The organism is Clostridium sp. CS001, assembly GCF_020443565.1.
Lineage (GTDB): Bacteria > Bacillota > Clostridia > Clostridiales > Clostridiaceae > Clostridium_AD.
On sequence record NZ_JAIZZN010000006.1, the window covers coordinates 133,705 to 155,199 of the forward strand.

Consider the following 21,495-nt stretch of genomic DNA (forward strand, 5'->3'; position numbering starts at 1 on the left):
CTTACGTTTTTATCATCTATTATTAATTATATCTATTTTATACTTTGGATAATCAATGTTACCACAAAAGTGATAAATTGCTACATTAACTTTATATCATATAAAAATAAACAAGTCCAATATTTATCTATCGTTGAACATGCTTATATCTAAAACTTCTTAACTGTTCTACATAACTGAATATAAAATAACCCAACTTAAATAATTTGTCCCAAATTGAAGGATTTCGAACTATTATATCGAATTAATAAGTCATAATATAATATATATTCTGACAATAATTCAGACATTCTATTTTTAGGTGATTTCGTAAAAATGGCTTATTTAACAAAGCTTAAATTATGCCATTTTAAAGGAGGCAGTTATGCATAATAAAGACCATAAAATTAAAAATATAATAGTAAATAAATACAAGTTAATTTATATACCCTTAGTAATCGGTTTGCTTGCTATAGTTATAATAAGTGTTATTAGTTTTTATACAAGCAAAAGTTTACTTTTAGAGCAGATGAAATTAGATGGAATTACCCTTGCAAAAAAAACTGTTTCACAGCTAGATGAAAATGAAGTTTCACTGGAACTTATTAATAAAATGGTTGAGGATAAAATTAGGACAATTGCAAAAGCTACAATGGCAAATGAAGAATCTTTGAGCAATGATTTACTTAAAGATATAGCAAGTACACTGGTTGTTGCTGAAATAAACTACTACTCTTCTGATGGTAAGGTCATTTTTTCTAATATTGAAAGCTATGTTGGCTGGCAATCACCAAAAGACCATCCTGTAGAAAAGTTTAGGATAAGTGGAATGGATGAACTTATGGAGGATATAAGAAAAGATACTGAATCAAATAATTATAATAAATATGGATATTTTAGAAATTCAGATGGTAGCTTTATACAAGTAGGGATAAGAGCTAATGAAATCGAAAGCCTCACATATAAATTCAACTTTCAAAATCTTGTTGAAAAGTTGGCACAAGGAGAAAATATTCTTAATGTGCTTATTATTGATAAAAACTTAAACTCCATTGCAGATTCAACTGTAGCTGATATAGGAATGACTCATGACAAAGATAACAAACTGGAAATGCAGAAGGCACTAGATGGAGTTATTTCTGCAAAAGACTCCTATTATAAAAAAAACAATGCAAATGTATTAACCATATATGTACCTGTTTTTCTCAAAGGAGAAATTAATAATGCTCTCGTATTATGTCTTTCTACCGAAAAGGTTTATTCCTCTATCTATATGTTATTTATAAAATCAACTATTATAGCTATTATAATGCTTTTGATACTTCTCTTTGCACAACACAGGAATGTTATCAGGCCAGTAACCCTATTAGATCATGGAATTGACCAAATTGATATAGAAAAAAACATAAGATATAGGTTGCCTATAGTAGAAAATGATACTTTCTTTGGTGTAGTTTCTTCTATAAATAAAATTCTAGACAAAACAGATAATTACTTTTTTCAGTTAAAAGAACATGAAGAAGAGTTACAGGCATCAAATGAAGAACTATCGGCAACCTATCAACAGTTAGCAGCATCCGATGAAGAACTTAGAGCTCAATTTGATGAAATAACGGAGCAGGGAGAATATATAAGCCATCTGGCTTATCATGATTCCTTAACAAACCTACCAAATCGAAGAAAGTTTATAAATATGCTTGAAGCACAATTAAATGATAATAGGTTTGGTGCTGTAATACTTCTAGATCTTGATAACTTTAAGGTAATTAATGATACCCTAGGTCATACCTATGGTGATAGAGTTTTAAAAAGGGTTGCGGAAGAACTTTCAAATATTAAAGATGAAAAAGTATATGTATCAAGATTCGGGGGAGATGAATTTTTTATTTTAATTCAAAATGAAAAAGATATTCTTCAAATTGAAAGTTACGCAAAAAATATAATTAATATTTTTGGAAATAGGTTATTAATCGAAGGTGACATGAATTATATAAGTTGTAGTATTGGTATCACCCTATATCCTTTTGATAGTAATTGTGTTGATCAATTGCTTATGAATGCTGATATGGCTATGTATAAAGTAAAAAATTCTAGTAAAAACAACTATATGTTTTTCAATCAAGAAATGACAACAAATTTACAAACTCAGATTAAAATAGAAAAAATTTTAAGAGCGGCAATAGAACTAAATGAATTAAAGCTTTTATATCAGCCACAAGTGTGCTCAAATACAGGAGCCCTTGTAGGTTTTGAAGCTCTTTTAAGACTAAAGGATCATCACATCTCTCCTGCAGAGTTTATACCTGTAGCAGAAGAAACAGGGATTATTATTGAAATTGGAAGATGGGTAACCAGAGAGACAATCAAACAAATAGCCACTTGGAAGGATAAAGGATTCATTTTAAAACCTATAGCTATTAATTTTTCTGCAAAGCAACTAAATGACTTGAGTTATGTAACTTTTTTAACAGATACATTAAGAGAGTTCCATATAGATGCTAAGTATATAAATATAGAAATTACCGAAAGTATATTTCTAGAAAAAAAAGAGGAAACCATTAAGTTCCTTAATGAATTAAGAGCTCTAGGGATAAAAATAGCACTCGATGACTTTGGTACAGGCTACTCTTCCCTCAGCTATTTAACCTTTTTACCTGTAGATAAAATAAAACTAGACAAATCCCTAAACGATAAATTTTTGGAACTTGAAAATATTAAAGTAATGGATAGTTTAATTTCCCTAGCACATAGTCTAAACCTTGAAGTAGTCGCCGAAGGAATAGAGGATGTGCAGCACTTTAACCGTCTGAAAGTAGCTGGTTGTAACTATATTCAAGGGTATCTATTTAGCAAGCCTTTAGAGGTAGATGATGCTGAAAAAATATATAATGATAACTTTTTAGACAAACTAATAATTAAATCATCCTCTTCTATCCTGCAATGATAGCAATCAATAATTAGAAATATGCGCCTTAAAAGTTTTAACAAAAAAATAGTTGCTAAGGGTTTTTAAGATTCACCATTAGCAACTATTTTATTTTTATAGCTTACTTTTAAGCTTAGCGATTATTATCCTTATACGTGAACACTTTCTCCTAGATAGGCCTTCTTTACAGCTTCATTGTTTAGAAGGTCTTTTCCACTTCCTTTAATAGTGATTTTCCCCGTTTCTATCACATATCCTATATCTGCAATATGTAGGGCTGCGTTAGCATTTTGCTCAATGAGTAGGATAGTCACACCTTGCTTATTAATTTCTTTAATAATATTAAATACATCTTTAATAATTAATGGTGCAAGACCTAAGGAAGGTTCGTCCATCATTAATAGTTTTGGTCTTGACATTAATGCCCTTCCAATTGCAAGCATTTGTTGCTCCCCACCAGATAAAGTTCCTGCTTGTTGCCAAGTTCTTTCCTCTAAACGCGGAAAAAGAGTATATACCCATTCCATATCTTTTTTAATTTCTTTATCATCTTTTCTTGAGAATGCTCCTAGCTTTAGATTTTCAAGCACCGTAAGGTCTGCAAAAACCCTTCTTCCCTCTGGAACCAAAGTGATTCCATGCCTAACTATATTTTGAGGTTTAATACTCATAAGATCTTTATCTAAATACTTAATTGTTCCATCTTTAGCTTTTACTAGGCCTACAATAGATCGAAGCAAGGTGCTCTTTCCCGCACCATTGGCTCCAACTAATGTTACAATTTTTCCTTCTTCAACCTCCATGCTTGCTCCTCTTAAAGCTTCGATTCCACCATAAGCAACTACTAAATTATCAACTTTAAGCATCATCTTCACTCACCCCCAAATATGCCTGAATAACCCTTTGATTATTTTGAATATCATATGGGGTTCCTTCTGCTATAGTAACACCATAGTCAAAAACATAAATTCTATCGGATATTCCCATTACCACTTGCATGTGATGTTCTATCATAAATATGGTTAGGTTAAATTCGTCCCTAATTTGTTTAATAAAAAGTGTTAAATCCTCTGTTTCTTTTGGATTCATTCCCGCTGCTGGTTCATCTAAAAGTAAAACTTCTGGATTGGTTGCCATTGCCCGGGCAATTTCCAGCCTTCTTTGCTTTCCATAAGGAAGGGAATGTGCTTTTTCATGCTTCAAATCTAGTAACCCTACTTTTTCAAGTAAATTAAGAGACTTTTCCATCATTGCCTTTTCTTCTTTTTTATATCGTGGAAGCCTTAAAACTGCATCTACAAAATTTGACTTTATATTTAAATGATTTGCAATCAGAACATTGTCAAGCACGGATAAATCCTTAAACAATCTTATATTTTGAAAGGTTCTTGCAATTCCTGTTTTAGTAATTAAATCTGGTCTTACTCCTGTAATATCTTTATTATTAAAATAAATTTTCCCTGCAGTTGGTTTATATACGCCTGTAACCATATTAAAGGCTGTAGTTTTACCTGCACCATTAGGTCCTATTAATGCCACTATTTCTCCCTTATTTAAGTGAAGATTAAAATCCTTTACTGCAGTAAGTCCTCCAAACTGCATCATTAGATTTTCTATCTTAAGCACTGTGTTTGCTTCCTTCTTAAACTCTATCACTACTCTTCGCCCCCTTTTGCAAGTGGCGTACCTTTAAAATTTGTAGGTGGTTTTTTGCTGAATTTATCAATTACTTTGTCAAAACTAAACTCTCTGGTACCCATAAGTCCATGCCGGAAAAAGATTACCACTAGCATAAGTAGTGCTGAAAATACAACCATTCTAAGCCCAGGTACTCCTTGAATTGTTATAAACCCAAAGTCCATCCTCTCATCCAGAAACCGTAGCGCCTCTCCTGCAATTGTTACCATAAAAGCAGAAATAATGGTTCCTGTTATACTTCCCATACCGCCAAGTACTATAATAAGTAGTATGTTAAAGGTTAAGACAAATCTAAACATAAGTGGATCTATTGTGCCTAATAAGTTTCCTAGTAGTCCTCCTCCTATACCTGCAAAGAAGGCACCAATTGTAAAGGCCAATACTTTATGTTTAAATAAATTAATCCCCATACTTTCGGCTGCAACTTCATCTTCTCTTATTGCTTTTAGAGCTCTTCCATAGGAGCTATTTATCAAAGATGCAATGATAGCAACGGTAACCACTGCTGTCCCAAAAGTCCACCATATGTTAGTTGTAGATGGAATCCCTTTTAACCCTAAAGCTCCATTTGTTATTGTTTGCGTATTTGTAAACACAACTCTTATGATTTCTGAAAATCCTAAAGTGGCTATTGCCAAATAATCTCCTTTTAATCTTAATACCGGTGTTGCAATCAAATATCCAACAAATGCTGAAACCAGGCCTGCTATAAGTAGCGCTGGTAAAAAGGGCAGGGTTATATTCTCTAAGGGTTTAATGATAGGTGCTAAAAAAAAGTTCTGCACCTTCATATCTGCTGACATTGTTAGAAGTGCTGTTGTATAAGCTCCCACTGCCATAAAACCAGCATGTCCAAGTGAAAATAATCCAGTAAACCCATTTATCAGATTCATACTTAGTGCAAGTATTACATAAATAGCGCATAAGTTTAGTATTCTTGTATTATAATGATCAAAATTCCTATCTACAATAAATAATACTCCTATTAAAATCAGTATAGAAATTATGGTTAAAATAAAATTCCTCTTTTTCATATTCTACACCTTCTCCGATATTTTTTCGCCCATAATGCCTGTTGGCTTAAGTAGAAGTATAGCGATAAGGAATATAAATGCAAATGCATCCCTATATCCTGATAAATTTTGAAAAGATGCAACAAGCATAATTTCACCTACACCTAAGATAAATCCTCCAATAACAGCACCTTTGATATTTCCTATTCCTCCAATAACCGCTGCTATAAAACACTTAAGTCCTGGCATAATACCCATAAGTGGTGCAATCTGCGGAAATTTTAAAGCCCACATAAGTGCTCCCACGGCTGCAAGCATAGACCCTATTCCAAAGGTAAAAGAAATTGTTCTATTTACATCTATACCCATAAGACCAGCTGTTTCATAATCTTTTGAAACTGCTCTCATTGCCATGCCACTCTTTGTATGATTAATTAAATATAACAATAAAAATAAAAGAACAAGTGTAACTACAGGTATAACAAAAGTCAATCTCTGCACGGATATGTTTCCGATTTGAACCATTCTTTCAAAAATATCTGGAGTCGGAAAGGCTTTCGGTATTCCTCCAAATAGCACAATTGCTATATTTTCTAAAAGAAAAGATGCTCCAATTGCAGAAATCATAATTGAAATTTTAGGTGCACCTCTAAGAGGTCTGTATGCAGAGACTTCAATCAGCATTCCCAGTGCACCAGTTAAAATTATTGCAAGTAAAAAAGCAGAATACCAAGGTAACATGAATAAGGATACTCCATAAAAAGCAAAGTATGTTGCCATCATAAAAATATCACCATGGGCAAAGTTAATCAGTCTTAATATCCCATAAACCATTGTATACCCAATTGCAATTAGTGCATATAAACTCCCAAGGGAAATCCCGTTAATAAGATGCTGCAAAAATGTATCTAAGTTCATAGGTCCACCCCCTCCTACGATTATTAATTACAATACGCTTCACCCCATCTGGATGAAGCGCATTGTCTTAATTTAATATTATTTAGGTTGTATTACTTCTTTAAATGTGAATTTTCCATCCTTAACTTCTTTGATAACAGCACTCTTTACTGCATCTCGATTTTCATCAAAATTAATTACTCCAGCTGCGCCTTGGAAGTCTTTTGTCTTTGCAAGTTCATCTCTTAATTTAACTGAATCAACAGAACCAACTCTCTTTATACCATCTAAAAGTATGATGTAAGCATCATAAGCAAGTGCTGTTACTGCTGCGGGTTCTTTTCCACCATATTCTTTTCTGTACTCAGCTAGGAACACTTCTGATTCTTTTGTAATTGGTTTTTCAGTAGCAAAGAATGTTGAGAAGTTTACTCCTTCTACAGCTTCTTTTCCTATTTCTAAGAATGCTGGTGTTTCCCAAGTGTCTCCACCGATAAACGGCGTCGTAATTCCTAATTGTCTTGCTTGTTTTATTACTAATGCTGATTCAGTAAAGTTACCAGGTGCAAAAATAACATCTGGGTTTTTAGCTTTTAAGTTAGTAAGTTGCGCTGTAAAATCTTGATCCCCTGTGTTATAATTTGTTACTGCAACAATAGAATCCTCATCTCCTGTTAGTTTTTTAAATGAATCTGTAAAATACTTTGCAAGTCCAATTGCATAGTCATTTGAAACTTCCTGAACAATGGCAACCTTCTTAGCCTTTAATGTAGTGAACGCATAATTAGCCATAACAGTTCCTTGGAAAGGATCTATAAAACATACTCTAAAGTAATAATCATTGCCTTTTGTTACAAGTGGATTTGTACAAGAAGTTCCCATTGTTGGAATCTGTGCTTTTTTGATAATATCTCCAGCCGCCATAGAAAGTGAACTTCCCCAACTTCCAATTATTGCTGTAACCTTTTCTTTATCTACTAGTCTCGCTGCTGCATTTGCTGCTTCTACCTTATCTGACTTATTATCTAAAACTACAAGTTCAACTTTCTTTCCAAGAACCTCTGGGTAAAGCTTATTGGCAAGTTTTATCCCTTCAAGTTCCAATGCTCCACCACCCGCATTTGCACCAGTTAAAGGTTCAAAAACTCCAATTTTAATTACGCCTCCACCTGTGTCCACACTTGGTTCTGTTTTTTTCCCGCAGCCACTTAACCCCATTGTTGCAATCATAAGAGTCGTAAGCAAAATTGATAATTTTTTTTTCATTTTTTACCTCCTAATTATTAATAAAGATTAAAAAATATAAAAGTACCTAAACTCTGAAGAGGTGACCTAACTATTGAATCACACTAAAATTTCCTTAGAGATTATATAATATATATATCCACAAATATGATTAATATCACTCTTTGAAAAATTATTTATACATTAAATACATAACAAAAAAATAAAAATCAAACTCTTCAATGTAACTAAACTTCATGAAGAGTTTGATTTTTATTTTTTTGTGTGTTTACCCTTTATTGACTTTGAGCTGTTTTTTTATACTCATTATAATTAGGTGAATCCTCACCTACTAATTTATTCAACTTCCAGTTATATCCTTTAGCTTCATCATAAACAAGGAAATATAGTCCTACGAACCCAGCCTCTTTGCTTTTTTTATTTTCCGAATAATTAATACTTCCATAAACATATTTTATGTTTTCAATTCCATTTTTAGATACTATATCTTTAAGTTTAAAGCTGCTAGCTTCTTTAGATGTTATCTTATGATTATCTGAAAACCAAAATAACAAGTTGCTTCCTTCAATCTCAGCATTTACAATAGTTGATATTATTAATTCTGTAGATAAGTCATTTATCTTTCCACTATCTACTGTGGTTTTTGATTTGTCTAATAAGGATACCTCATCGTAAGATATCTTGAAGGTGTACTTAGTTGATAATGTAGACTTTATTTGTCCAGCTACATTCTCTCTTTTAGCAGTTACATTTAACGTTCCATTTTCTGCATCAAAATTCTTACTAGATATGTTTATGCTCTTTGTAAAGCTATCCTTCACCTTAAAGCCTTTAGAACTAAAAAAGTTTTCATAAGTTACTGTTTCTTCTAAGCCTTGTTTTCTTATAGCTTCAATAACCTTTTCATCAGAAAAATTAGGAGATATAACTAACTTAAAGTCATCATCACTATTCCTTTCCAATGCTTCAATACTCCAAGCCTCATCTTTAAAAACTAACTTACACTTTATGTTTCCTGATGCAGCTAGAAGACCACTATCAATGCCCATATTTAGTAAAATTTCTTCTTTATTATTATCTAAATCTGGTGTTCTTGTAGTTATTCCAAGACTTTTAACATCCTCTGCACCTAATACTTTTGGAGTACCATAAATGTCGATACTTAATTTCTTTAAACCCTCTAAGAACTTCTTTTCATCCATTCCCACAACTGGTTTTAACTCTGTAACAGCTTCTAGTGAAATTGCCTCTTGCATTTTCCATTGCTTTTTTCCTTCATATATATATACTAAAGACAGTAAGGTTTTTACTTCTATAGCACCATTGTTTAAATCTAATGATACCTTTACCATGTCGTTACCACTATTTTTGTCTTTAATTCTGCTACTTATACTAAATGCCTTTATGTAATCCTTGGTTATTTTTATGCTTGTCCCTTTCGGAAGCGTCACTACCTTACCTATTAAGTCTTCCTTTATTCTAACTTCATCTACTGCTTTAACACTAAGTGTTGTATATGCAAACACTCCCCCCGAAACAACAGCAAGCAATAATATTATAGGTATAATTACTTTCATCTTTTTAAATGTTCCCTTTAAAGACACAAAGAACTTATCTTTATTAAACTTCTTTATATCCTTGTCAGTTATTGCAGGCATTGGTAACGTATTTTCATTTTTTATCTCTGTTACCTCTTCTATCTTCGCTCCACAATATGGGCAAAATTTCAATCCATCAATATTGGTAAATTCACTTTTACAGCCATTACAAATCATCTGTTACCTCCAAACATCTATATAAATATATATTATAAAAACATCTTGTACTTAGTACATTATAGCTTGTTTCCATGCTATATTCAAACAAATTCACACTGCTTACTATGAGTTTTAAACTCTTAAATTTAAAAAATGTTATCCACATTATCTTCTGCAATTTAATCACTATATAGTAGAAATAACCATTCTCAATATATTTCATTGAAAATGGTTATTTTAAAATATAATATTTCTTTATTTAATAATTTGAAAAACCTTATCTAATCTTGTTAAATTGAAAATTTTAATTACTTGTGCATTAATTGAATGTAGCTTTAAACTCCCATTTAATTCTGTGCATTTCTTATAAATCCCTACTAATATACCAAGTCCAGTACTGTCGATAAATGTGCACTTAGAAAAATCAAGGACAAACTGTTTTTCCCCTTTGCTTATTAGGGTATTTACTTTTTCCCTAAAATCAGCTGCTTCATCCACAGCGAAATTTTCAGGCATTAAAATGTTTAACTCACTCATTTTTATCACTCCAAATTATAAATTTTTCTACAAGACCATTTAAGTTGTTAGCCATAGCACTGGTTTGCTCAGAACTTGAAGCTAGATTCTCAATTACAGAAAGTTGCTCCTCCGTTGATGCTGCAACTTCTTGACTACTTGCAGCTGTTGTTTCAGTAATAGTTGCAACAGAATCTATAAGCTTTACTATTTGATCAGAGCTTGCTACTTCATCTTTTGTAATATCTACTACTTGATTAATATCTTTTGCTATTTGTTCAACAGCATCTATGATGTTAACAAAAGATTCGTCTGTTTCACTAGCAATAACAACCCCATTATCTACTGCTTGTTTACTCAAACTCATTGAATCTACAGCTCTATCTATTTGAATTACCATTTCATTCACCAATGAAGATATTTCATTTGAACCAATGTTGGTTTGTTCTGATAATTTTCTAACTTCATCTGCTACCACTGTAAATCCTTTTCCATGTTCTCCAGCTCTTGCAGCTTCGATAGCCGCATTTAAAGCTAGCAGGTTAGTTTGAGAAGAAATATTGTTAATTGTACTTATAATTCCACTAACTTGTTTTGATAATTCATTTAGCACCTTTAATGTATCTTCTGTTTCAATTGATGCTTTATTGATATTTTCAATAGCTTCAACAGTTTCTTTAACCTTAATTCTTCCTTCCTTAGCTGCACTCACAGTATTTTCAGAATTATGTTTAGCAGTAAGCGCTTTTTTCTGAGCTATTTGAACTAGGCTTGAAAGTTGAACTAAAACTTCTGATGTTTCTATTATTGAATTATTTTGATTTTCTGCATTAGATGCAACATTTTGTATACTTTCAGCAATCTGATCCGTTGATGAACTTATTTCTTCAGTAGAAGCAGATACCTCCTCAGATGCCGCTGCTAGCTCCTCAGCTCCATTTCTAACACTGCTTATTATATCTGATTGATGTTTAATCATTATATTAAAACATTCCCCTAAGGTTTGAATTTCATCCTTAGTAGTTATCTCAGCTTTAACTGTTAAGTCCCCTTCACCAGCTTTTATCATTAACTTTTCCAAGCCTTTAATAGGATTTATTATATTTCTCGTTGTAAAGAGATATGCTAAAAGCATTGCAATAACTAATGACACTATAACTATTATTATCGTGCTTTTCTTTATAGCCGTAGCTGGCGCCATGTAATCATTGTAATCAGCCGTTACTGCAACTACCCAATTTTCTACTGGAGTAAATCTTACAAATTTAAGTTTGCCCTCATATGTATAATAACCACCGGAAGTCTCACCAGCCTTCATTTTATTTACTAACGCTTTTAACTCAGCATTATCTGTTTCACCTAGATTTTCTTTAAGTATCTTTTCACTTTTAGGATGATATACAAATAATCCGTTTTTATCAATCATATATGCATATCCGCTTTTTCCTACTTTTACATCCGCAACATACTTAGAAATATTCTCAAATTTAATACTTCCAACTATGGTACCTACCACTTTATCATTAATCTTTAAAGGATATGCAATTGCTGTAACAGGCTTGTTTGATGCCTTAGAAAGTATAATGTCACTTTGAGTTGCAGTACCCTTTAAAGCCTGCTGTACATATCCACGTTCACTTAAGTCAGAATTAAAATTTACATTATCATTACTTATAATTCCCGTGCCGAAAGCATCTGTAATAGCTAAGGTTTCAATCCTATCACTATTTTCCTTCTGAAGTGTTGATAAATATTCAAATACACCCGCACGAAGAGTATTATCGCCTGCAGATATTTTAGCGAAATCTCCATCCAAACTTAAAGTTTGAAGATACTTATTTACTGATTCTATATTTAAACTAATGCTTTCTGCTGTTTTTTGAGTAACCTGTGTTAGATTCGCCTCTGTTAATTCTTTCATGGAATTTGAAGTCTTAATAGAAGAATAAACTCCCAATGCAGTAAGCGGAATTGATATAAATATAAAGAACATTAAACTTAATTTTACTTTTAAACTTCTTTTCATGTGTATACCCCATTTCTTAATTTAAACACTTTCCAATAATTAAAGTATTTTTTCTTAACTCAATTTTGTCTGCCATAGATTTTATAATGAACAATCCTCTTCCGCTATCATTTAGTAAAGATTCATTTGATATTTGCTCTGGAATAATGATATTTTCAAGTCCAGTCCCTGAATCTTCTATTTCAAAGCTTACATATGTACCATCATAAACATATCTTAAATATATTGGTTTGTCCACATTGCATTTGTTACCATGCATAAAGGCATTAGTTAATGCTTCTGTAAGCATTAATTTAACATCAAAGCACTTATCTAGAATATTTAAATCCGCAATTATTTTCGCAATAATTCCCTTAATATTTTCCAACCCATACAAAATAAACTCTTTACTTTTTATTATCATAATTACGCTCCCTTACTTTATTTCTATTGCAAGTAATGTGCAATCATCTTTAATTCCTTCTACATCAATCAACATTTTCTTTAAATATTTAGTTAGGTAACTCCTAAATTCAGTTAGTTCTATTGAATTCAAATAAATTTCTTTGATTTTATCATCAAAGATAAATTCTAATCCATCACTAAAAAAGCAAAATCTATCCCCTTTTTTAAAATAGATTATCTGTTCATCAAATATACTATCTTTAAACATACCTAGGAAAAGACCTTTAACTACTCTTTCCTCAATTTTATTCTTAGAACTTTGAAAAATAAACTCATTAATACCAGCACCAACAACTTTTGCTTTATTATTTTTGAAATCTAGGCTAAAACAACATGCAGCAATATAACTATCTTCTAAGTAATCACCTATTTTATTATTCAAATTTTTTAAAATTTGTAATGGATCATTACTAATTAAAACTGATTCATGAAATAAGACATTAAAGGCAGATATACTAAGAGCAGCTGTTATTCCTTTTCCACTTACATCTGCAATTATTCCAATAACTAAATCATCATTTATCTTTAAAATATCATAATAATCTCCACTAACTGTTCTGGCTGGTATGTAAACTGCTTGCAATTCAGCCTTATCTGTAAAAGGAAATTCCTTCTTCAAAGCATTTTTCTGTAATTTAGCAGCAGCATTTAATTCTTTTTTTCTCTCAGTAACATCTCTGAGAATTGAAATGATTGCTGGTTTACCTTTATAATACAAGTAGCTTGAAGATGCCTCAATATCAATTGCTTTACTATCACTACCAATATGTTTGTAATCAAATGTAGTCTTTATTTCTTTATGTATTAATAACTGTTTTGCTCTTTTACTAATTATCTTTTCGTAACCAGGTGTAAATTTATATATGCTTTGTCCAATAATATCACTATAATTTAATCCAGATAATTTTACTGCTTTTTCATTTGCTAAAACAATTTCATTATCAATCATAATAATCATTGCATCTGGTGAAAGGTCCACAATTTTACGATACCCTTCTTCACTTTCTTTTAGCAGCTTATCTAAGTGTTTTCTTTTAGTAACATCTCTTAACTGCTCAACAAGAAGTACTATTTTCCCTTCATTATCTAACACAGGATTACAACAACAATCCATATATTTATTTACTGATGAAACATAAATTTCTTTCATTGTTGTTTTCTTACTCTTAAGAGTATCATGCACAATGCAATTATCGCATTTTGTATTGTGACTTAAAAGCATAAAACATCTCTTGCCATTAACTTCATCAGGTGTTGTCCTATAAAATTCATAGCCTGCCTCATTTAAAAACATAATAGTTTTATCTGGTCTGTATACTACTATTACATCTGGAATTCCTTTTAGAACTTGTTCCAAAAAACTTGAATAACTAATGGTTTTAGTATCTTCTCCTGTATGTTCAAAAACATTAACTATTTTTGAATAATCAAATTCATTGATCATTATATCACTCCCATACCAATTAAATCATCACCTTCGGTGGTGTAATATTAAAGACCTAAGAAGGCAATTTAGACTATTATCAGAGTTTGACTTGTTAAATATTGTTAGAGTAAATTACTTAACTATTTATTGTATCATAAATCTTACCTTTTTTCAATTATAAGCAATTATATTCAATAATGTCACAAAAGCCTTTATGTGCTAAACTTCTGACTATTAATAAAGTTAATAAAGTATATATTTATATTAAAAAATGCAGATTATTTAATTGTTTTAAATAACCTGCATTTTTTAATATTATTTTACTTTAGATTTTATAATTACCAGCCTATTTATCCCTCAAATACACCCTTAACCAAAATCTTATTCTCATGAATCATCGTTTGCCCCTTTGCTATTACAGTATTGATACTTAAATCTTTTTCATCGACCAGAACAATATCTGCATCGAAACCAGCCACTAAATATCCTTTTGTTTTAAGTTTTAAGTGTTCTGCAGGATTTGATGTTATTACACTAATTGCATTTTCTATACTAATATTTTCATTGATTATTGCATCTCTTACCTCTTTATATAAAGAATCACATTTCCCAACTTTAAGGCCAAGATATTCTCCTTTATCATCGAACTCTGGAAGGCTCCCTTGACCATCTGATGTAAATGTTATCTTCTTAATATCCACACCGCTCTCAATCATAATTCTAAGGCCAGTACTACATTTCATTTCCCCTTCTTCAAGGAATTTTTCTGTGGTACTTGTAGTGAAATCAACACACCCACCATTTCTTGCATATTCTAAACCTTTTTCAAATAAGGATATATTTCTATTTATATGTGTTGGAATAATTTGAGTTAGTGGTATATTCGTTTCCTTAGTTAACCTATCTAGATAATTGAGTTCCTCTTTTCCATCCCCCATATGAACATTTACAATTCCTGCTTTTCCAGATAACATTCCAGCCACTCTTGCATCTGACACTAGTTGTACAAACTGTTCAAAGGTTGGATGACTTGAACGGTGATCTGACAACGCTACTTCTCCAACACCAATAATCTTATCTATTAAAATAATATCCTCTTGAATATTTTCAGTTATAGTCTTCACAGGTACCCTATAAGAACCTGTATATATAAATGTTGATATCCCTTCTTCTTCAAGTGCCCTTGCCTTTGCAAGTAGTGACTTCATATCTCTTGATACACCGTCTGTGCCTAAACACCCAATTACTGTAGTAACTCCTGCAGCAGTTAAATCAGATAATTTAATTTCTGGAGTTCGAGTTTTAAATCCCCCCTCTCCTCCTCCTCCTAGAATATGGACATGGGAATCAATAAAGCCGGGAAATACTAGTTTCCCCTGTGCCTCTATGACCTTAACTTCTAACCCAGAATTTTGTATATTGATGCTATCATCTATAAGCTCTATCTTATCACCGCATATTAAAATATCTTTCTTTCCTATATATTGTGGTGAGTATACTTTCCCGCTTTTAATTAAAGTTATCATGCTAGTTCTCCTTTCATTATAAATATGTCAATATGTATCTATTTATAAAACAATTAATATCTTATATTTAATATGGTTTTGTATTAAATAAAAAGGGACACTTCTGCCCCCTTCTATATTGAGATGCATAACTTCTGAATTTTATTTATAACCTAACACCTTAAAATTGAAGTGTATTTCCTATTGAAAACCTATTGCCACAGCTACAAACATTACAAGTGAAGATAGCACAAACAATACACCTTGGAATTTAATCTGGAATTTTGCCCATTTACCCCAATCCAATCTTGCAACACCTAGTACAGCCATTAAGCATCCTGAAGTTGGAACAATTAGATTTGTAAATCCATCCCCCAATTGGAAAGCTAGTACTGCAACTTGTTTGCTTATACCTACAATATCTGCAAGTGGTGCCATAAGTGGCATTGTTATAGCCGCTTGTCCTGATCCAGATACAACAAAGAAGTTAAATATGGATTGGAACATATACATAAACCATGCATTCAAGCCTGAAGAAAGCCCGCTAAGTGCAGTACCCATTCCATGAAGTAAAGTATTTAGAACAGAGTTATTTACTGGTGACGAATCTCCAAGTACTAAAACAATCCCCTGTGCCATACCAACTACTATTGCAGCTCCGACTAAGTCTTTTGCTCCTTCTCTAAAGGAAATTGAAATATCATTTATGTTCATATTGTTAAGCTTAAATATTACACCAATGATACCTGAAGCAAGTCCCATAGCAAAGAATATTGTTGCAATCTCTGGAATATAGTATTCATATTTTATAACACCATATACAACCCAGACCATACCCAACACTATTGTAAGAAGTACTAATTTATGTCCAATTGTAAATTTGATCTCCTTTATGTCCTTTTCTTTAAAATCTTTTCTATAGAATTCATCTGATTCATATGCAACTGATAATAGTGGATTCTTTCTAATCTTTTTAGCATAAAACCAAGTATATAATATACCTACTGCTGTGAACCCCACCCATAAAAATATTCTAAATCCTGCACCTGATAAAATAGGTATACCAGCAATTCCTTGTGCAATTGCAACACTAAATGGATTCATCCAGGAAGTTGCAAAGCCTATTTGTGTGGCACAATAAGTAATCATAATACCAACTATTGCATCATATCCCATGGCTATTACCAGAGGTACAATAATCATAGCAAATGGAATTGATTCTTCCCCCATGCCAAACACAGCACCTCCTAATGAGAACAATATGAATAGTACGGGGATAAGTATAACCTCTCTCCCTTTACTTTTGCTTATCATTGAAAGAATACCCGATTCTACTGCACCAGTTTTTAAGATTATTCCAAAAGCACCACCTACAACTAATATGAATGCAATAACCCCTACTGCACTTCCCCACTTGTCACCTTTTACAATACCTTCAAATACATAGTTAAGGAATCCAACATCCCCACCACTTGCAAATAGTTTAATCCCTTTTCTTTCTCCCGAAGATACAAACTTTCCATATTCCTGAACTACCTTAAAAGATAACTTAGTATCTTCTTTTACTTCTAAAGCCTTTGCCTTACTCTTTTTTATTTCCCCTAATGGTTCTTCTTTACCTTCTTCAAGTAATAATGTTTTTTCACCCGTAGCATCAATAATATAATTTTTACTATTTACCTGAAAAGAAGCTTTTTGGCCATCTGCAACTTCTACAATTTTTTTCTCGTTAGCATTGTAAGCTTTGTAGTTAACTTCAAACCTGCCTAAAGGCATAATATAAGTTACTAATGCCGCTAATAAAACAACAAAAAATATAATTACATAGGTATCCGGCATTTCAAAAGACCATTTTTTCTTTTTGTTTTGTACCATTTTAATTCCCCCTTATAATTTATATATTTTTATAATAGCAATTTATATGCCAATTTATAATTTCATTAAATTTAGCTAATTCCCTAAACAAACTTATTAAAATCAGAATCTTCTTTAAATATTAAAAATAAATGGTGACCATTAAACACCCGTAGGATGCTAATGGTCACCATCTATTAAATCATTACTTTAAATCATCACCTATATAGCCGCTTATAATCTTCCCTGATGCAAATATTATATTTTGTTTAATTCTTGTAATGCTATTTTTTTACCTAAGTCAGTTAAGCATGTACCTATTTTACCTTTCCCTTTTACAATTAGGCCCATTCTTTCTAACCTATCTAATCTAGTTCTTACCATTGCTTCACTCATATCAAGATTATTATTTTTACTTTCTTCAGAAATAATCTTTCTTCCTATAATTATGTTTTCATTATTGGATTTATATACTTGCATTAGTATATATGTAAGCTCCCTATCTAAATAATCAATAGTTAAACAGGAATTTCCATCAATCTTGTATCTACTATCAACTTCTGTATTACATGAGTTTAATGTATCAGTTTTAATATCATAATTTTGAAAGAAATTTATATCTGGTAGTTCATTTACTGTTATAGTATTACTATCTCTAATAGCAAGCATATAGTTTATTGTATTTCTAAGTTCGCGAACATTTCCGTACCAGTCATGGCTTTTTAATATTTCAATTACTTTACTATGAATTTTAATATCTTCTCTGCTTTCCATATTTATAAAGCATTTTATTAGCGGTTCTATATCCTCTTTTCGATCACGCAGGGCAGGAATCTTTAAGTATCCTATTTTAAATCTGTAATACAAATCCTTTCTAAACTGTCCGTCTTCTATCATCTTAAATAGATTTCTGTTAGTAGCTGCTATGACATTAACATTTACAGGGATTATAGCATTACCACCAATTCTCATAACTTCTTTCTCTTGAAGTACTCGAAGTAGCCTCGCTTGAACCTTTAATGAAATATCACCTATTTCATCTAAAAAAATAGTCCCCCCATTTGCCTGCTCAAACAACCCAATTTTCCCACCTTTTCTTGCACCTGTAAATGCCCCCTCTTCATATCCAAACAATTCACTTTCAATAAGCTCATCAGGTAGGGAACTAAAATTTACAGCTAGAAATGGTTCTTTGCTTCTTCTAGAGCTTTTGTGTAGTGCACTAGCAAAAAGCTCTTTACCCGTCCCGTTCTCTCCTTCAATTAATATAGTTAAATCTGTCTTTGCTAATTTTCCTGCAATATCTTTTATCTTTTGCATTCTTAAATTGTTAGTTATAATATCATCAAAGGAATACTTTGCAACTAAGCCTTTTATTATGAGATTCTTTTCTTTGTTATCGTTTATTCTATGCTGGTATTTCTTAAATACTGCTACTGTATAATCATTATCATCCATTTGAAATTTATTAATAGATAAATCTACGCCCTCTAAATTAAACTTCTTTTCACCAAATTCTGTATTATCCATAAGGTATTCTAAAAGTTTTTTATTATAAATCACATCTTTAAGTCTTTTACCTACTAAGTTATTGTTATTTATTTTTAAACTGCATTTTAAATCTTCATTTAATACATTTATTATCCCATTTTTATCATATACAATTAGCCCTTCTTGTATCCCATCAATTACATTGTTAAGATGTGAATTCATCTTAATAATTTTATTATTATATTTACCTAATTTTTTTGCAATGTTAATTATTTTAAAAAGATAATTTTGAGAAAATACACATGATTTTTCTTCTAGTAAATCCAGTTTAACCAAAATTTTTATTATTGTAGTGGAATCCATTATTCTTGGTCCTATATCATAAACTCTTTCTATAAAAGAAGGAATTTTATCTATCTCACCAGGAGTTATAGCTATTTTTATTCTTTCATTAATTGATGTGATTCCAGGGTAATATGGTATACATTTGATGTGATCAATACCCAATTCTTTAAATATATCGATAATTTCGCAGGTAGTTTCTTTCACGTCATTTACAAAGAGCACTTCTGTATTTTCCGGTATTAAAATTATTTCATCTATGCAATCATAGCTTATAGTTCTCTTTGCTGTAATGATATCACATTTAGTATTTAACAAATTCTTTTCGATTAACTCTTGCCTAACAATTTCTCCTGAAATAATTATTAAATCATTTTCGATTATCTCATTTATTTCTTCCCCATCATCTGTGGCATAGCTTTTTACACATTTAATATCTATGTATTCCGCAAGTTGTTTTAATAATGCTAACCTGGTATATTCAGATCCTGCAACTAAACTTATGCCTTTAACCATATGTTTCCTCCTAAAATATACTAAACAATATAACATCACGCATTCGCGTTCTGCTTCCCAATTCTAACCTATTATAAAATTATAACATAGTCATCTTATATATTATATTCTAAAAGCACAGAAGCTTCAGAATTCTTACTTTAGGGTGGTATGATAGAACTATTTTTTCCGCTTTTGATTTTACATTATTAAGTTTATAAGAAGAATAAAAAATAGAAGTACCTAAGCACTTCTATCTTTTATTCATCTAGATTATCATCAAAATATTCAGTAAATTTAAATTCTAATGTAACCCCCGGGTTAAACGATTACCTTAAGATACAATATCTTCACTTTTTAAAGCTTTCCATAGAGCTATGCATGCAAATATCATTACAAAGATAAATGGGAATGCTGCTGCTACTGAGATAGTTTGAAGTGCTTTTAATCCTCCAGCAAGTAACAAAGAAGCTGCTAGCAGCGCTTGAACTACTCCCCATATTATTTTCTTTTTATTTGATGGGTTTAAGTCTCCACCAGATGTAAGCATACCTAAAACAAAGGTAGCAGAGTTAGCTGATGTTATAAAGAATGTTCCCAGCAAAAATACTGCAATAAATGATAATATTGATCCTAGTTTGTATTTAGCCATAATAACAAAGAATGCTGTTTCAGGAGCAGCTGCAATTTGCTTTAAAGCATCCATGCTTACAGCGCCTGTTATTCCTAAGTTAATTCCTGCTGCTCCAAATACTGCAAACCATATAAAGGATGCTAAAGATGGCGCAACAACAACCCCTAGAACGAATTCTTTTATAGTTCTACCCTTAGATATTCTTGCTATAAAGGTTCCTACAAATGGTGCCCACGCAATCCACCATGCCCAGTAGAATATTCTCCATCCATTAAGCCAAGAATTGTCTCCGAATGCACTAATTGATAAACTATCTTGTAATATATTATTCAAATATAATCCCATACCGTCCGTAAGTGTATTTATTATTTTTAGCGTTGGCCCTACTAAAAATGCAAGAACTAATAGTCCAAATGCCAAATATAAATTTACGTCAGAAATTAACTTTATACCTTTGTCAATTCCACTAACTGCTGTCCATATATAAATTATAGAGATTATTATGATTATAGCGATCTGCACAGTTTGAGTTTCTGGAATATTAAATAGATATTTAAGTCCACTGTTTATTTGCATAGTTCCAAGTCCTAGTGATGTAGCTACACCTGCCACTGTAGCAAATACTGCAAGAACATCTATTGTTTTACCTATTGGTCCTTTTACACCCTTTTCTCCTATAAGTGGCTCAAATATACTACTTATAAGACCAGGTTTATTTTTTCTAAATTGAAAATATGCTAGAGAAAGACCTATGATTGCATAATTTGCCCAAGGATGGAATCCCCAATGCATAAATGAGGCTTTCATTGCAAATCTGGCTGCCTCCTCAGTTCCTGGAGTTATACCTGGTGGTGCAATAAAATGTGATATTGGTTCTGCTACTCCCCAAAATACGAGTCCTATACCCATGCCTGCTCCAAACAACATTGCAAACCAAGATTTAGTACTATATTCTGGCCTAGAATCATCTGCTCCGAGCCTAATGTTTCCATATTTACTAAATGCCAAGGCCAAAGAAAACACAACAAATATAACCATAGATATAAGATATGACCATCCAAAGTTTTCTGTTAAAAATTTAAGTAATCCATTAGAAAAATCAGAAAAGTTGTCTTTTGCAAGTATTGCCCAAATAACTATAATAAAAGTTATAGCTAAAGATATATAATAGACATCTTTACCTTTTTCTTCTATATTTATATTTGCATTTTTACTATCTTTCTTCACAAATTTCCCCCCTATTTAGT

Annotated in this window: 15 protein-coding genes; 1 reads left to right on the plus strand and 14 read right to left on the minus strand. The window is 31.6% G+C overall.

The window, feature by feature from the left end; all coding sequences use genetic code 11:
- The first annotated feature begins 364 nt into the window (after positions 1-364).
- Positions 365-2,923: a putative bifunctional diguanylate cyclase/phosphodiesterase gene (locus LGK97_RS06280; protein WP_226258898.1), complete on the plus strand. Its 2,559-nt coding sequence runs from the start codon at positions 365-367 to the stop codon at positions 2,921-2,923.
- A 131-nt stretch (positions 2,924-3,054) separates the two neighbouring features.
- Here LGK97_RS06280 and LGK97_RS06285 read toward each other — a convergent pair whose 3' ends face one another.
- From LGK97_RS06285 to LGK97_RS06350, 14 genes are all read right to left on the minus strand, one after another.
- On the minus strand, positions 3,055-3,771 hold the full coding sequence (locus LGK97_RS06285) for an ABC transporter ATP-binding protein (protein WP_226258932.1): 717 nt from the start codon (positions 3,769-3,771) through the stop codon (positions 3,055-3,057).
- Positions 3,764-4,510, minus strand: a complete 747-nt coding sequence (locus tag LGK97_RS06290; protein ID WP_226258933.1) for an ABC transporter ATP-binding protein — start codon at positions 4,508-4,510, stop codon at positions 3,764-3,766. Before LGK97_RS06290 ends, LGK97_RS06285 begins: the two co-directional genes overlap by 8 nt.
- A gap of 50 nt (positions 4,511-4,560) precedes the next feature.
- Complete coding sequence (locus LGK97_RS06295) at positions 4,561-5,637, minus strand: branched-chain amino acid ABC transporter permease (RefSeq protein ID WP_226258899.1); 1,077 nt, start codon at positions 5,635-5,637, stop codon at positions 4,561-4,563.
- 3 nt (positions 5,638-5,640) lie between these two features.
- Entirely contained in the window at positions 5,641-6,534 is an 894-nt protein-coding gene (locus tag LGK97_RS06300) for a branched-chain amino acid ABC transporter permease (protein WP_226258900.1), read from the minus strand.
- A gap of 78 nt (positions 6,535-6,612) precedes the next feature.
- A complete protein-coding gene (locus LGK97_RS06305) occupies positions 6,613-7,779 on the minus strand; it encodes an ABC transporter substrate-binding protein (RefSeq protein ID WP_226258901.1) in 1,167 nt (388 codons plus the stop codon).
- Positions 7,780-8,033: 254 nt separating this feature from the next.
- Positions 8,034-9,533, minus strand: coding sequence for a hypothetical protein (locus LGK97_RS06310; RefSeq protein ID WP_226258902.1), 1,500 nt, complete (start codon positions 9,531-9,533; stop codon positions 8,034-8,036).
- 237 nt (positions 9,534-9,770) lie between these two features.
- Positions 9,771-10,052, minus strand: coding sequence for an STAS domain-containing protein (locus LGK97_RS06315; protein WP_226258903.1), 282 nt, complete (start codon positions 10,050-10,052; stop codon positions 9,771-9,773).
- Complete coding sequence (locus tag LGK97_RS06320) at positions 10,045-12,057, minus strand: methyl-accepting chemotaxis protein (protein WP_226258904.1); 2,013 nt, start codon at positions 12,055-12,057, stop codon at positions 10,045-10,047. The genes LGK97_RS06315 and LGK97_RS06320 overlap by 8 nt, the downstream gene beginning before the upstream one ends.
- Before the next feature lie 16 nt (positions 12,058-12,073).
- Positions 12,074-12,460 carry an ATP-binding protein gene (locus tag LGK97_RS06325; protein ID WP_226258905.1) on the minus strand — a complete coding sequence of 129 codons (387 nt, stop codon included), beginning with the start codon at positions 12,458-12,460 and terminating at the stop codon, positions 12,074-12,076.
- Between the two features lie 12 nt (positions 12,461-12,472).
- Positions 12,473-13,945 (minus strand): SpoIIE family protein phosphatase, encoded by a 1,473-nt coding sequence (locus tag LGK97_RS06330; RefSeq protein ID WP_226258906.1) that lies wholly within the window; start codon positions 13,943-13,945, stop codon positions 12,473-12,475.
- A 332-nt stretch (positions 13,946-14,277) separates the two neighbouring features.
- The gene (iadA, locus tag LGK97_RS06335; RefSeq protein WP_226258907.1) at positions 14,278-15,453 is read right to left on the minus strand and encodes a beta-aspartyl-peptidase; all 1,176 of its coding nucleotides are present in this window, start codon (positions 15,451-15,453) and stop codon (positions 14,278-14,280) included.
- Positions 15,454-15,633: 180 nt separating this feature from the next.
- Positions 15,634-17,307, minus strand: a complete 1,674-nt coding sequence (gene yfcC, locus LGK97_RS06340) for a putative basic amino acid antiporter YfcC (RefSeq protein ID WP_226258908.1) — start codon at positions 17,305-17,307, stop codon at positions 15,634-15,636.
- A 237-nt stretch (positions 17,308-17,544) separates the two neighbouring features.
- A complete protein-coding gene (locus LGK97_RS06345) occupies positions 17,545-19,635 on the minus strand; it encodes a sigma-54 interaction domain-containing protein (RefSeq protein WP_226258909.1) in 2,091 nt (696 codons plus the stop codon).
- 313 nt (positions 19,636-19,948) lie between these two features.
- Positions 19,949-21,475 carry a BCCT family transporter gene (locus tag LGK97_RS06350; RefSeq protein ID WP_413228421.1) on the minus strand — a complete coding sequence of 509 codons (1,527 nt, stop codon included), beginning with the start codon at positions 21,473-21,475 and terminating at the stop codon, positions 19,949-19,951.
- Between the last annotated feature and the right edge of the window lie 20 nt (positions 21,476-21,495).